Below are 15257 nucleotides of genomic sequence, written 5' to 3' on the forward strand. Positions count from 1 at the left end.
TTATACCATATTATGTTTCTCAAAAAAAGACATTAGCCAAAATTATAAAATTATATGTAATATAGTTAATTTTTCCTAAAAATTCTATAAAAACATGTATTATTAAGTAAAAAATTAATAAGCCTTTCATTTTATCGTTCTTTTTCTAATGTTAATTATATTTTAAATAAAAAAATACAATGATATTTTGTCTAGTTTTGTCTTAAAAATTTCCCAAAAACATCACAATCATTAATATTTTGTTAAACTAATTATTGTAACTAAATTTGGTTCATTATTTGAAATCTATAAGGTTTAATCAATATCAATGAAAAAATATATCATCACAGCTGCTTTCATCATCGGAACAGGCGCTGTTATCAATACATCTGTTCAGTCGTGTAGTACATTAGCAACGTCAGATATCGGATTATCCATTATCAAAAAAATTCTTTTAAACGGAATTGATAAAGGCGCAAATGTTTATAGCAACAGAGAAGCATTTCTGCAGAATAATATGGTAGATAAGGCGCTTCCAAAAGAATTGAGAGACATCAATTCCATGCTGGAAAAAGTAACCCCTACTCTTGTGGCCAAGGAAAGGGCTTATATTGCAGATGCAGCAGTGTATACCGTAAATATTTCAAAACCGATTCTGGTAAATGCCGTTAACAGCCTTAATGCCCAGGATGTCACAAGAATCATCCAGGGTGAAAAAGGAATGGCAACACAAATACTTAAAGAGAAAACAGCCCAGCAGCTAGTCGCAGCCATTACTCCGAAAGTAGATGAGCAGCTAAATCAGTACGGAATTGTAAAAAGCATTAACACAGCTTTATCAGGAAGCAATTTTCTGGGAAATCTTTTGGGCGGAGGCAAAACTACCGTGAATTCCGGAGGGCTGAGCCAGCTGGCGTCCGAACAACTGGTAAACGGGATGTTTAATATTATCGAAGATTACGAAATCCAAAATTCCAAATCACTTCTTGGGCCACTTGGAAAATAGAAAAATTTTCGTTAAATTTATATATTAATTTAATATTTGTAGATGGATATATTACAAGGAAATCAGCATGCAAGCCCTGAAGATTTTTACAATTCTTTAAGGGAAAAACTGGAAGATCATCATGATTTTCCGGAAGATTATTTATTCAAATTTATCATTCCGACGGATCAATCGAAGTTAACGGAAATATATAGAGTTTTTGACGGTATAAAATTCACATTGGGAAACCGCGAAAGCAAAAACGGAAAATATACAGCCTGCAATATCAATGCATTTGTTTTGGATGCCCATCAGGTGATAAATATTTACAAAGAGGTTGCTAAAATAGAAGGTATCATCTTATTATAAATCAAAAAAAGTCAGCTTTACCGCTGACTTTTCTAGTTTAATTTCTTTGCCGTTTATTATTTTTCAATAAAATACTTGACGTTCTCGACCGGTCTTCCTAACATTGCCACAGAACCTTTGATGAGAATGGGCCTTTGGATCAATGACGGATTTTCAGACAAGACCTTTATCCATTCTTCTTCGGATAAATTGTTATTAGCAAAATTTTCGAGATATAATTTTTCTGTTTTCCGGATAATATGAAAAACACTTTGATTCAACTTTTTTAAAACAGTTTTTATTTCTAAAATACTCAACGGATCTTCTACAATATTAATGATTTCAAACGGTACTCCATTTTCATCCAGATACTCCAAAACCGCATTTGATTTTGAGCAATTTCCGTTATGTAAAACTTTAACTAACATCTTTAATTGGAATTAAAAAATTCTTGTAGTTTATTTGCATAAATATTTTAACATTAAGAAATTAAGGTTTCAAAGAATTGCATTTAGTAATTTCTTAAATTCTCAATACTGAAATAAAGAATAAACTTAGTTTATTTAAATTAAAAAAATTAAATATAATTTAAACTTATCCTAACAAATTTAGAAAAAAATCAAATCACAAACGCCTTAATTTATAATAAAACTTTGTTAAAACAGACCATTCAGCTCCACTTCGATTTTTTCCAAAATAAACCCGAAGTCTTCAGGTTTTTCTACAAAATCAAGATCATCCACATTGATAATTAACAGCTTTCCTTCAGTATAATTGGAAATCCACTTTTCATATTTCTGGTTCAATTTCGATAAATATTCAATACTTATAGACGCTTCATATTCACGGCCTCTTTTGTAAATTTTTTTCACAAGATTCGGAACATCAGATTTAAGATAAATTAACAAATCAGGTGCAGAAACAAAAGATTTCATCAGATTGAAAACAGCATCATAATTACTGAAATCCCTGTCGGAAAGCAGCCCCATATCATTAAGGTTTTCCGCAAAAATATGGGCATCTTCATAAATCGTACGATCCTGGATAATATTTTTTCCACTTTCTCTAATCTCTTTCACCTGACGGAATCTGCTCCCAAGAAAATAAATCTGCAAAGCAAAGCTCCATTTGCTCATATCAGCATAAAAGTCCTCCAGATAAGGATTGTGGTCTACATCTTCAAACTGGGCATCCCAATTATAGTATTTTGCAAGCATCGTCGTCAATGTTGTTTTCCCTGCTCCGATATTTCCTGTAACCGCAATGTGCATATTTTCCCTTAATGTATTATTTGATAGATAGAACTAAACTTCGGCAGCCTGAACCTCAGTACTATAGTTAATCAGCTTCTGCAAAGAGCTTCCCGAAGGATTTTCACTTTCAATCTCCTGGGTTTTCTTTTCCAGTTTTCCTTCCGGGCTGTCTGGCTCTATAGCTTTTCCCGTTGATCTTTCTACATCCTGCTCCGTATCTTTTATCTTGGGATCAGGCTCTGCAGGCTGTTTCGTTTCTTTATTTTTTTCGAGATTGTAAAGATAAAGGTTGTTGACTTTGATTTCAAAATAAGAAAGGGTATTTTTATCCACAATCTGAGCCTCTGGATCTTCAAAAATTTTCACCATTTCTTTTTCCGGAACATATTTAAATATGGAATTATTGGTAATCATCAAAATAAATTCATTCTCCCTTCTGAAACGCTTACCGTTTTCAATCTCGGCTTCAAAGATTTTCTCGAATTTTAAAGTATAAACCCGGATATGTTTTTTTGTAAGAATATAAACTTTATTTTCATACACCAACAGGTCTGTAAGATCATCAAAACAGGCATCAAAAGGATAAGAATTAATGGTATTTTCATTCCTGAAATTATACTGAATCAACCGTTTTGAACTTTCATCCAGAAGCCACAGCTGCTGCAGGTCTTCCGCATACGCCATTTTTATAAACCCAAATTTTTGTTTAAAATCAACCCTTTGAATTTCGTTCAGATTTTGGTCTACAAACTTCATTTCCTGTGCATTTTCCGAAAACAAAGGCACACTGAGCGGATTTTGAACAGTCTGAACTTTATAAGGCACCGTAAGCATCATTTTCCCGATCTGCTTTCCCAGGGAATCGTATTTTGTAAAACTGAAGTCTTTGTTTTTATAGATGTATAAATTTCCGTAGTCGTCTGCCAGCATATCCTTAGCTTCTTTCAGCTTCAAAGTATCCAAAGGAATGGTTTTCTGAGCCGATAACGAACAGAAAATCAATACAAATATGATATGAAATATTTTCAAATTATTTTACTAAGATAGCGCCCCAAAAAGGAACGCTACCAATTTACTATTTTTATTTATTCTATCAGAAACTGCAATTCATTTTAATTTATTTAATCGCAACTTCATAAATTTTTGACCAGTTTTTCCCCGTCACAAGCATATTATCGCCTTTGAAAGCTATGCCGTTCAGAACATCATCACTCCCTTTCGTATTTTGCTTAGATATTTCAGTGAAATCAAACGTTCCTACGACCTCTCCCGTAGCAGGGTTTATCTTTAAAATAACAGGTTTTTGCCAAACGTTGGCATAAATGAAACCGTTATGATATTCAAGCTCGTTCAGCTGATCATAAGTTTGGGAACTTCCTGCAACAGCTATATATTTTACCATTTTTGAAGGATCATTCACGTCCAGGAAATACAGCAACTTGCTTCCGTCTGAGGCAATCAGGTTTTTCCCGTCATAGGTAAGCCCCCAACCTTCTCCCAACACATTCGGATATGGAAATTCCTTTAATAATTTCAATGAATTTTTATCGTAAATATATCCTTTTTTGCTCTGCCATGTCAGCTGATAAACTTTATCCCCCACAATGGTGCTTCCTTCAGAAAAATCTTCCTGAGCCTGTTTTGTAGAAGCCAAAGGGGTTGTAGTTCCTAAAGTATATTTTAAAATCTGGGAAGAGCCGTTCTGACCGTCACTTTCATAAATCGTGTTTCCTTCCATCTGGAAGCCCTGTACGAAGTTTTTAGGGTTATGAGGATACTCTGCAACGATTTCGTAGTTGAGTTTTTGTTCTGGATTCTTTGCAAAAACATTGATGGTTGCATCCTGAGTGAGCGTTTCACCGTTTTTTGTTTTTATATTAAACGTGACGGCATTGTCACCTAATGTAAAGAATTTAGGATCAATTGTGAGGTTTGAGGTTTCTTTATCTCCGAAACTGATCGAAATGCTTGCTGCATCGTCTGTAACTTCTTTCGGCAAGGTAAGCTTGTCTCCGAAATGATACCCTTTTTGCTCCATCGAATTGTTATAATCCGCCAAAGAATCAAGAACTTTTTTATCATCTTTACAAGATGCCAGGAGCAAAATTGCAGCGAAACCTGCTATAATATTTTTTTTCATTGAATTTCTAAATTTCCCCAAAATTAGCAAAATTTATTCCGTTTTGCTAATTTCATCGATATGTTGACCAAATTGTAATATATAACCGTTGTTGTCATAGATTGCAAACTCTCTCATTTCCCATTCGAAAGTTTCGATTTCATAGCATATTTCAGCCTTTGTTTTCAAATCTTCCCAAAGCTGATCTACATCATCTACATTAAAATAAAATGAACCTGTAAAACCAATTCCCTTAAAGTTTTCATGTGAATTTGGTTTAGTCAGCATAATTTGCACATCATCTTTTTCAAGCGATGCCCATTGCCAGTTATCATTTCTTTCATTTAAATTAAAATCAAGAATATGAGTGTAGAAACCAATACTTTCTTCAAGCTTTTCTGTCCATAAAATAGGGTGGAGAGCGGTAAATTTTATCATCATTTATTGTTCTGTAATATTAATTAATTTTCCAAATACGGCTTCAGGCTTTTCCTTATAATCCTGTTCCATCCTTCAGTAAAAGCATCCATAGAAAAATTTTCGCCCAGATCACTAAAACGATCAATGTCATCATGAGTAAGCTTAATTAAAGACTGATCACCTTCTGATTGAATTTTCCAAGTCACTGTCGTTTTTTCATATGAAAACTCGGGGTAAGCCCATGTATGCTCTAATTTTCGATTCGGAATAATTTCTAAAATCTCAGCCTGATGATGAAATTTTTTTTTCTTCACCTGGTTCATAAAAATTAAATACTTTTCCAACTTTTAATTCAAAATCTGGTATATCAAAATACCATGCTTTCATTTCGTTCTTATCGGTTAATGCCTTCCAGACCTTTTCTGCTGGGACATTTACTTTGTCTTCTACTATGATTGGAATGATCATATATTGTTTTTATTTTTTTTGAATTTAGCTAATATTTTTCAGAAATATTTTGTATATAAATTATGAATATTAAATAATTGGTTATTCAAGACAGAAATACTCAAAAGCTCTAAATCCTTTAAAATAAAACCGACAAAATCTGCCGGCTTGATATTAAGTTAGATTATTTTATGAATGTTGCTGCATTTTCGCAGGGTCATCGTAATTTACCATCCAATTGATGCCGAATTTATCGGTAAACATTCCGAAATAAGCTCCCCAAAATGTATCTGCCATTGGCATTGTTACCATTCCTCCTGCTGAAAGACCGCTGAATAATTTATCAGCCTCTTCTTTAGATTCTACATTGATCGAAATAGAAAAATTGTTTCCTGCCTTGAATTGAGATGCATAGTCGCAGCCCGCATCACTACCCATCAAGATTGTTTCTTTAGAAATCGGAAGCGAAACATGCATAATTTTGTCTTTATCCTCTTCTTTAGCTTCCTGTCCTTCCATTGGAGGCATTTCACCAAAAGTTCCGATGTAAGGATACTCTCCGCCGAAGACGGATTTATAAAAATCAAATGCTTCTCTGCAATTTCCGTTGAATGTTAAATAAACGTTTACTGATGCCATAATTGTATTTTTAGTTTTAAGTTTAGAGTTTAGAGGCTATCACTTTTAGTTGCGTATTGTGTGCAGCTTTATTCTTTTTCCGATAAGTTTTTTAACCTTGTTAAGCCTTCCTGATAATCTTTTCCTATGGCTTCTTCCATATTCATGAAAAATTTCATTATCGTAAAAGGATATGGTATGGTAGATGTAAAGCCCCATGTTGTCTTACTTCCGTTACCTTCCGGAACTACAGATACATAGGCATTTGCTTCACTTTCATAAGGTGTCAAAAAAACGATTTTTGTATCAATCCTTTTATTGGCCTGATCTATTTTTTTTACTTCCTGGCAGCCTTTTCCTGCTTCTTCTTTTTTACTTTCCCAGCACATTTTTTCTCCGGTCTGCCCGGTAGTTCCTGTCCAGTTTTTCTTCATATTCGGATCAAGGTCATTCCACGGGCTCCATTGATCTATTGCCTTTAAAGTATTGGTATTCTGCCATACTTTTTCTACTGGAGCATTGATTGAAATTGACTTTTCATATTTACAATCTCCCGAAACAAAAAATGCAGCAACAAGCCAAAAAATTAAAATTGAAGCTAAAATAATAATGATCCACTTTAAAATTTTCATACGATTTTCCTTTAAAAATTATCTATGCTGATCGATCAGGATCATATTTCCATCCGGATCTTTCAGATAAATATGTTCAGGTCCTGAGGTACTTTCATCAGCTTCCTTTTCTAATATCACGCCCTGCTGTTTCAAATGTTTCTGAATATCACGGACATCGTTAAAAGATTCAAGATTTTGTGCATTCTGATCCCATCCCGGATTAAAGGTAAGCATATTCCCGTCAAACATTGCCTGAAAAAGGCCGATGATGTTCTCATTGTTTTTCATAATGAGATAATTATGCTCTATGCTTCCTCCCATTGTACTGAATCCTAATTTTTCGTAGAAATCTTTTGATTTTTGGAGGTCTTTTACGCTCAAACTGATAGAAAATGCTCCTAATTTCATATTCTCTTATTATTTAATGCCAATCTGTATCCTACTAAAACCAATCCCCAAACTGCAATGCCGAGGATCCAAAACCAGACAGGTGTTGGCAGCATGATCATATTATAAACTGTTGCAAGTAAAAAGAAAATTCCGCAAATAAGAGCGGATCTGTTTTTATCATCGTCTGCAATTTTCGTTGAGATAAATCCTGAAACTACCGCTCCTAAAGCATATCCTATTAATACAAGCAACAAAGCAGAAAATGGGAGTGTGGAAACATAATTTTTAAAACCTTCAACATCTGTGGTTTTAATACCTGCTGGAAGTGGATACAAATAGTGCCCAAGACTTTCTATAATCCAGATACAGAGCGAGCCTGAGACTATACCTCCGACTACAGCCAGAATTTTTCTAATCATGATTATTGGTTTTTTATACGTGTTTTAAAATCTAAAGTCCCGTCATAGCTTTTCCAATTGCCGATAAACTCAATGTACTGACCTTCAATTTTTTCCGTATTTTTATTCCATTTAAAAGTATAAATAAACCTTCCTTTAAGAATTCCTGAATGTTTTCCTTTGTTTTCTTCGGCTAGTTCGTATTCGCCGAAAACAGTACCTTTCTTTTTAGAATCTCTGTATTTGGCAATAGTCAATTTACCTTCAAATTTGCTATACGTTTTATCTACCAGGGTGTATCCGGAAACGAAATATTCCTGGTCATTTTTTTTGTTTTGTTCGGAAATATTGATCTTTAATTTAATTTCTTCTCCTTTGCTGCCAATGGTTCCGGTGTACGGTTTGCTGTTATTCAGCCATACATTTGAAATATCTGGCATTTGTGCAAAAGCAAAATTGGAAATGAGAACAAGGAACAATAAAATTTTTTTCATATATGTTTTATTTAATAAAAATTAAACTCCAAATTGTGCAAGATGGTGATTCAAATGTTTGGCAAACATATTATTCCACTCCTGAGCCTTCAATTTTCCGAAGGAGAAAGATTCTTTACCGTCAAAGGCTGAAGTTCCCAATTGCTGTGTCTTCTGAATAAAGCCGATCAGCCTTTTCTTTTCTTCATCGAAGTTTTTCCTGTCTGCTACGATAAACTGTGGTGCTGTAGGGCCGTTTTGCGTATATGCCTTATCACCCACTACTTTAGACTTTACAAAGTTTTTCAGGATAAATTTTGCGATGGCGCCCGGTTTTTTATGTTTTTCCGGCTCGTAAACCATTTCATAAGAGACGTTGCAATGTGCCAACATTTGATCTACCGTCATCTTCCCCCATAATCCTGTAGTTTCCGGTGTAAGATTATTTATCCTATCAATGTAATTCTGAGCATCTTTTGCATCAAAAACGTTTTCCATAGTTCAATTAATTGTTAAAAACAAATATATTAGTTTTTTATGATTTCTTATAATTTATTAGAAAAGAATTTAATCCTCTTAAAACCAAATCGTTATTAACATAATATATTTTTAAGTAAATATAAATTATCATTTTCGCAATTCATTTAAAATATAATTAAAATACCAATTTAATTGATTCCTTCTATTAAACAAGATTTTAAATTCAAATAAAAATAAAACTCCTCACCGAAGCGAAGAGTTTTTTCTATATCAATTTAAATAAGTAATTATTTCTGAACTGCTTTTTTCATTCCATTATCAGCACGCAGAATCCTGTATCGAACCTCTGTGTCTTTAGGAATATAAAATACCAAAGGCAATTTGCTGTTATATCTTACAATTTCTGGAAGTATAGAAACAAATTTTTTGGTTGGCTTCTGATTTCCGCATCCCATCATAGTACCCGGAGTCTGTCCATTGGATTCTACTTCATAATAGGTATATCCCCATCCCTGCAAATCCTGCTGCTTCATGGTCCCGGATAAAGAATATTTATTACAGTCCAGCATTTTTTCCATTCCTACGAAGAATTCCACTTTGAGGTTATCTTCATTTTTTTCTACAGGAAGCTGAATGTACACCTGTCTGTAACCATCTTTAGCCTTTGGAAACATATCAATCTCCAGCTTTTCAAATTTCTCTGTTTTTTGTTGTGCAAAAGTATTTACTCCTACGAAAATTGCTAATCCTGCAATTAATTTACTTGAAATCTTCATTTGTAATTTTTTATTACTTTTCTGTTTATTCAAAAACTATTCCAAAATTCGAACATTATTCCCTTTCGTGTGAGAATTCATCTGCGGTGCATAATAATTTTGAATTGTAGTGATCCCATTAGAGAACGTACCGGATGCATTGGCTACGTAATCATATTCAAATACATATTTTCCTTTAGGCATATATTCAATATAAAAATTAGTAGATGCATCTTTAGTTGATTGATAATATCCCAGATTATTTTTCCATTGATAACCCGATAATATGTTTACCGGCTCAAATCCGGCTGCCCTCATGTCTTTAAGGTGGATAAACTCCATAGGACGGTCTGTATTCAGGATCATTCTTACGGTTACCTTATCACCTACTTTCAGTGGGGTTTCTGAAGAGATTTTTTGCAACTCTTCACCATTTACCGTCTTTATTTTTCGATACAATTCTTTGGTAACAGAAATGTAGTTTTCAGAAGATTTTATTTTATCCAGATCTTCGTAATACTGCCAGAATAATCCGCCCTGTACAATTCCTGCACCTGGTTTTGTAATAGTTACTGTTGCCAGATTTTTATCCACTACATCGGTTTTAACAGTAGATTTTACATATCCTGTAGCTTGCGTTTGCGGCTGCAAATCTTTTCCGCCCCAGATAATGGTTGCCTTGTCAGACTCTGCAGTTGTCCAGGATTTGCCTGAATTGAGAATTGTAAAAATCACTTCCGAGGTCCCTCTAGAGCTTCCCCACGAATTAACTTCTTTTTGTGTAATCAGCCAGATTTTCATCTCTTCAATGAATTTCTGATCATTCGGTTTTAGAGTATTGAATGCTTCTAAAGCACCGGCCTGGTTGACCACTTTTGAACTGAACCAACCCCAGTCATCAAGGTTCTGCTTCCAGTAAACGCCCTGCGTTTTTGTATCTGTGGAAGTTTCTTTAAGATAATTCATTAATTTATCTGAAATATCTTTTACGCCGTAATTGCCCATCAATAAAGCCGCACGATGCAATCCGAAGAAGGTAAAATCTGTAAGTTTTGCCGTTTTCGCCTTTTGCTTCACAAGAGCTTTCAGGGTAGCACCTTTGCCTTTCAGTGGGTATTCTTTTTCCCAGTAATTTCTGGTGTCAAGATAATCCAGTGCCCAGTTGGTCCAGACGTTTTCTTTTTTTACATCATAATACTTATCAACCTCATTATCAACATACTGAATAAGGTTTTTAACCAATTCTTTTTGTGCTGTAGACTGATAATCTTTCACATTATCTTTCAGCCACAGATTGATTTTTCCTAAATTTTTAAGAATATACAATGATGTGGAATAAGAGCTCGGATAGCCTGCATACCAGGAGAATCCACCATCCGGATTCTGCAGTTTACTGAAATCATCCCAATCCTGATTGATGGAATTTTTCATGGTATTAACATCAAATAACAATGCTAATTTCTGAATTTGTTCCTGCTCGTTTTTACTTTCCAGAACCCAAGGCGTTTCTTCCAATAATAGTTGTTTCAACTCCTGATTTTTTTCAAGATTTGAATTTAATAATCCTTTATTCTGATATTCTTCAAAAATGGTTTTCATTTTCGGGTTGGCTTTGAAAATTTCTGATGCTAAAACATCTGCAAACCATTTATTAAAAATTACATCGGCAGAATTGTTCTGATCATTTTTAAGGCTTGGAAGCACAAACATAATTTCCCATATCGGGTTTGTTGTCACTTCCAATGTGTTGGAAACATTAGAAATTGTTGTTGAATTCTCATTTTTAAGGTTATCCAGAACGAACGTTTTTGTCTCGCCTTCTTTCACGAAAACCGGAACGGCATCCGTCACCAGCATCCTGTTTGGAAGTACTGCGATGGCTTGCTGCTCACCATCAGAATAGTTTCCTGCTTTAGCAACAACTTTTAAAATGATCGATGAAACATTGTTTGGAACTTTTAATTTCCAAGTTACTGCGGAGTTTCCGTTTTCATTTAAGTTAAAATTCTGAGCAGCTGCAGTTAAACCAAACTGAGATGAAATATCTTCATTGGTGAAAGCATCTAAGACCTGTAAAACAGCTGAACCGTTTAATTTTTTATTTGTCAGGTTAGATAATTTCGATTGAAGATTCAGCTCATCACCTTCTCTTAAAAATCTTGGATAATTCGGGCTTACAGAAAATTCTTTTTGAGTCACAACTTCTTTTTCCAATGTTGCCACTCTTGCATCTTTTGTATGGGCAAGGAACATTAGCTTCCATTTTGTTAAAGCTTCCGGTGAGGTAAATTCAAAGCTTACATTTCCTTCTGAATCTGTCTTGAGATCAGGATAGAAGAATGCAGTTTCGTTGAGATTCTGACGAACAGGGATTTTTTCTAATGATTCTGGTGATGTTTCATCGTTTGAAATTCCATCAGCGTCAGCAACTCGGTAAGCACTCTTTTTTGCCATTGGTGCAGCCATAGCACTTACTTCCATAATTGGAGAAGATTCAACCTCAATAGCAGTCATCTTCTTAGGTTTTGGGCAGCCATTATACTCAGGTAATCCGGGAACTGTTGGACATGCATCATCCATATCCAAAACCCCATCTCTATCAGTATCAATATTAGTCAATCCAAATCTTCTGTCAAACCAGTTAAAATTCGGAACCTCTACATAATTTCCATTAAAATATTTTACTCTTTTCTGATAATATTTAGAAGAAAGATTTTGCCTGATATCATAAGAGGTGAACATTGAATATGGAATGTATAAATTCTGCCAGTCAAATGTATTTTTTGCAAACTGATCTAGAGACATATCATACATATTTGCTAAAACCTCCGCATTTATCTTTTCTTTTTCAGCACCTAAAACTTTCACAGTCCATTTTTCTTTAGAATTAGGCTCTAGCTTATCCCTGAAAGTAATCGTCTCGATTTTTAGCGGCTGTTCCGTATTCTTTATCTTTAAATTCACGGTTTGTGTCTGGATATCATTATATGCAACCAGCTGGAACTGAATATTTAAACTGGTCACTGCTTTTTCTTTTGGGATAACGGCTGTAAATTCCAAAACTCCATTTTTAAATTGATTAACTTCTGAAATTGTTTTTCCCGATCCATCCTGCACGAAAACATTGACCAATGCATCCGGAATTGCAGAATAGGCATATATTTTTGCTTTTTCGCCTCTGGAAAATTCATTTTTAGGCTCTAAAACCGTAAGGAAAGTTTTTTGTTCCGGTTTTAAAGAATTTTTATTCCAGACACTGAAATTCTGTGAAGTTTTTATGGTGTCTTTTCCTTCAATATTATATAATTCCAACTGATAATCTCCGGCTTCCAGTTTTCCCAGGTCAAGGCTTTCCAACTGCTCTGTTTTTGTGGAAATTACTCTAGATTTCCAGTTTTTAATTTCATCATTTTTATCATAGAAATCATGTGGGAACTTATTGATAAATTCCTCTTTTGAAAGCTTCGGAAGATCCTGAACCGTAGATTTGAAATTATTTCTGAAAATCCTGTTCGGGGCTTCTAATTTTAAAAGCATTACCTGATAAGGTTTTTTAAGATTCTGCTCATTATAATTTTTGATTTCCACCTTAAGTTTTACATTTTCGTCGGAGAAAATATTTTTAATTTCATCTGCCTTGATATAATGGCTTACAGAAGCCACTTTAAGCTGAGTTTCCGCAGACTGCGTTTCACCGTTGATGTCAGTCACCGAAGCATTGATTTCATAATTATCAATCTGGATACCTTCCAGCTTTTCATCTTTTTTAAGGTCTAAACTGATGGTAAATTCACCTTTATCATTGGTTTGGGCTTCTCCTACAATTGAATTCTCATTATCATTGTCGTGTGGGTACCACCAAAAATATTTCCATCTGATATTATGCTTTTTGATCTCATAGTTTACTTTGGTATTGCTCAGTGCAACTCCTGAAAACATCATTGCTTTACCTTTCAGCTCTATGACCTGGCCGTATTTGTATTCTTCCTTTACGGGATCAAAAGTCACCTCAAATTTTGGCCTTTTGTATTCTTCTACTCTGAAATCTTTATACCCCTGCGGATTTCCATCGGTTTTAAACGAAAAAACGCCATTCAGCTTTCCCTTCGGAAGGATAAAGCTTCCGTGGTAGGAGCCGAACTCATTAGTGGTAAAGCTTTGCGAAGATACTTCCTGCCCATTGGCATCCATGAGAGTAATTTTTTGCTTTAATCCGGCATCTACAGACTCAATTTTTTTATTGATTTTTGTATTAATTACTTTAAAATAAACCGTCTGACCAGGCCTGTAAATAGCCCTGTCCGTAAAGATCTGAACGGCAGTTCGGGCACCTTTATTCGGATCATACTCTACATTGTAATCATCATCACCATAGACCTGCATGAGCTGGAAGTCACTGGTCTTAGGCTGATGAATCAGAAAAGTTCTGTAATATTCTTTATTTTTGGTAGAAGGAAGCTTGAAAATTCCTTTTTCATCGGTTTTACCCTGCGCCTGGTTAAGCGTTTGATTATCTAAAAATTCATAAAATGTAAGATTTTCATTATTGGCGGGCTTTCCGTTTTCATTATTAACCAGCTTTAATTCATTGTTTAAGGAATTGTTGTTAAACCTGTTTTTGTAAATGATTTTGTTATTTGAAACAAAGAAATAGAAATTTTGCTGTTTGTTATCATCATTTCCTTCATTTACAATGTATTCCGCTACATAAATTCCTGCAGGAAGTGGCTTTATTTCGAAAGATGTTTTATGAAGCTGATAATCAACTGGATTGGGAACTTCATAAGTTTCTTTTTTTACCAAATTTTTCTTTATTTTACCAAAAGTATCTCCGTGAGAATTTCGTACATATTGTAAAAATGATTTAAAATCTTCTTTTACCTCATAAATATTTAAAGAAAAGCCTGAAATATTTTTATATTGAGCTACAAAATGAATCGGACGATTATTTTGAGTCTGCTGTTCATAACTGATATTCATAGAGGACGCTTTAATCTGCTCTACTCTATTTTTGATATTTTCAAGGAAAGGTGATTTCGGATACTGGCTTTCTGCCTGGCCTGCAATTTCCAGTGCTTCTTTTTCTTTCTTTTTGCCGATAAGGTCAGTCATGATCTCATCCATGATCAAAACTTTATAATCGCCTTCAGTATTAGATTTCAAAAGATTTTTAAGCTGTTCAGGCCTATCTTTGCATTGATTGAAATTACAATTCTGCTGCAGCTTCTGATGCTGGAAATATAATTTGGAATTACCGTTGTTTTGTGCGATCAACTCATCAAAAATACCATTAATTGTTTTTCTGTTTTCACTTACTTCATTTTTGGTAAAAAGCCCGTTATTCGATAAAAAATCAATTTTTTTAAGGGCATACCAGTCTGCCAGGGTAGGAAAATAATTAATATTCTTCACATTGGAAAAAAGTAACTGATACTTATCTAAAGAGATTTTTTGCATCGTATTTTTCTGCCCGTCCAGCTCCTGGAATTTTTTTGATAGATAATTTTTAAAGTCAAGCTTACTCCAAGTTTCAATTTGGGAAATATCCTGAGAATTCAGATCGGTCCTGTCATTGATCTTCCATGAATTTTGCTCATAATAATCGATCAAAAAGCTGTTCATTAATACATGAAACACTACCTTTTCATCACTTTTTAATTGTTTATCAGCATCTTGTAACTTATTGAAAAACTTAGAGACGGAATTATTCTGATCATCATCTCTCGTCTGATTCACTATACTGAATTCTGCTTTTAAAGACTGGATCAGCTGTAAGGTATTATTTTCTTTCATCGCCTGTTTCTGTATGTCTAAAATGATGGGGAGATTAGATTTAAAAGTTCCTTTTTGAGAATTTTCTGCTACTTTCTTCCATTGCTCATCATAATATTTCTGGGCAAAGACTTCTGAAAAATTAAGAAATAGAAGCAAAAGAACAAAAACATTGGAAAATCTTTTCATAAGTGTTATTTTTGATA

General features: G+C 34.1%; 15 protein-coding genes and 1 pseudogene. 2 read left to right on the top strand and 14 right to left on the bottom strand.

What is annotated here, in order from left to right:
• Positions 1-307: 307 nt before the first annotated feature.
• The gene (locus tag BW926_RS08840; RefSeq protein ID WP_076446307.1) at positions 308-985 is read left to right on the top strand and encodes a DUF4197 family protein; all 678 of its coding nucleotides are present in this window, start codon (positions 308-310) and stop codon (positions 983-985) included.
• Positions 986-1027: 42 nt separating this feature from the next.
• The gene (locus BW926_RS08845; RefSeq protein WP_076446309.1) at positions 1028-1333 is read left to right on the top strand and encodes a DUF493 family protein; all 306 of its coding nucleotides are present in this window, start codon (positions 1028-1030) and stop codon (positions 1331-1333) included.
• Between the two features lie 56 nt (positions 1334-1389).
• On the opposite strand, the gene BW926_RS08850 is transcribed toward BW926_RS08845, so the two are convergent.
• The 14 genes and pseudogenes from BW926_RS08850 to BW926_RS08915 form a co-directional block, all read right to left on the bottom strand.
• On the bottom strand, positions 1390-1740 hold the full coding sequence (locus BW926_RS08850) for an ArsC/Spx/MgsR family protein (protein WP_076446311.1): 351 nt from the start codon (positions 1738-1740) through the stop codon (positions 1390-1392).
• Between the two features lie 228 nt (positions 1741-1968).
• The gene (locus tag BW926_RS08855; protein ID WP_076446313.1) at positions 1969-2583 is read right to left on the bottom strand and encodes a deoxynucleoside kinase; all 615 of its coding nucleotides are present in this window, start codon (positions 2581-2583) and stop codon (positions 1969-1971) included.
• 33 nt (positions 2584-2616) lie between these two features.
• On the bottom strand, positions 2617-3594 hold the full coding sequence (locus BW926_RS08860; RefSeq protein WP_076446315.1) for a hypothetical protein: 978 nt from the start codon (positions 3592-3594) through the stop codon (positions 2617-2619).
• Positions 3595-3682: 88 nt separating this feature from the next.
• Entirely contained in the window at positions 3683-4705 is a 1023-nt protein-coding gene (locus BW926_RS08865; protein ID WP_076446317.1) for a glutaminyl-peptide cyclotransferase, read from the bottom strand.
• Positions 4706-4738: 33 nt separating this feature from the next.
• Positions 4739-5125, bottom strand: coding sequence for a VOC family protein (locus tag BW926_RS08870; RefSeq protein WP_076446319.1), 387 nt, complete (start codon positions 5123-5125; stop codon positions 4739-4741).
• Between the two features lie 20 nt (positions 5126-5145).
• Positions 5146-5572, bottom strand: a pseudogene (locus BW926_RS14745) (SRPBCC family protein).
• Between the two features lie 168 nt (positions 5573-5740).
• Positions 5741-6190 (bottom strand): VOC family protein, encoded by a 450-nt coding sequence (locus tag BW926_RS08880; RefSeq protein WP_076446321.1) that lies wholly within the window; start codon positions 6188-6190, stop codon positions 5741-5743.
• Positions 6191-6258: 68 nt separating this feature from the next.
• The gene (locus BW926_RS08885; RefSeq protein WP_076446323.1) at positions 6259-6801 is read right to left on the bottom strand and encodes an SRPBCC family protein; all 543 of its coding nucleotides are present in this window, start codon (positions 6799-6801) and stop codon (positions 6259-6261) included.
• Between the two features lie 18 nt (positions 6802-6819).
• Positions 6820-7191, bottom strand: coding sequence for a VOC family protein (locus BW926_RS08890; protein ID WP_076446325.1), 372 nt, complete (start codon positions 7189-7191; stop codon positions 6820-6822).
• Positions 7188-7592 carry a hypothetical protein gene (locus BW926_RS08895; protein WP_076446327.1) on the bottom strand — a complete coding sequence of 135 codons (405 nt, stop codon included), beginning with the start codon at positions 7590-7592 and terminating at the stop codon, positions 7188-7190. The genes BW926_RS08890 and BW926_RS08895 overlap by 4 nt, the downstream gene beginning before the upstream one ends.
• A 2-nt stretch (positions 7593-7594) precedes the next feature.
• On the bottom strand, positions 7595-8065 hold the full coding sequence (locus BW926_RS08900) for a hypothetical protein (protein WP_076446329.1): 471 nt from the start codon (positions 8063-8065) through the stop codon (positions 7595-7597).
• Between the two features lie 21 nt (positions 8066-8086).
• On the bottom strand, positions 8087-8542 hold the full coding sequence (locus tag BW926_RS08905) for a DUF1569 domain-containing protein (RefSeq protein ID WP_076446331.1): 456 nt from the start codon (positions 8540-8542) through the stop codon (positions 8087-8089).
• Between the two features lie 269 nt (positions 8543-8811).
• Positions 8812-9300, bottom strand: a complete 489-nt coding sequence (eco, locus tag BW926_RS08910; protein WP_076446333.1) for a serine protease inhibitor ecotin — start codon at positions 9298-9300, stop codon at positions 8812-8814.
• 36 nt (positions 9301-9336) lie between these two features.
• Positions 9337-15240: an alpha-2-macroglobulin family protein gene (locus BW926_RS08915; RefSeq protein ID WP_076446335.1), complete on the bottom strand. Its 5904-nt coding sequence runs from the start codon at positions 15238-15240 to the stop codon at positions 9337-9339.
• Between the last annotated feature and the right edge of the window lie 17 nt (positions 15241-15257).

This window comes from Chryseobacterium sp. RU37D (assembly GCF_900156075.1).
Taxonomy (GTDB): Bacteria; Bacteroidota; Bacteroidia; order Flavobacteriales; family Weeksellaceae; genus Chryseobacterium.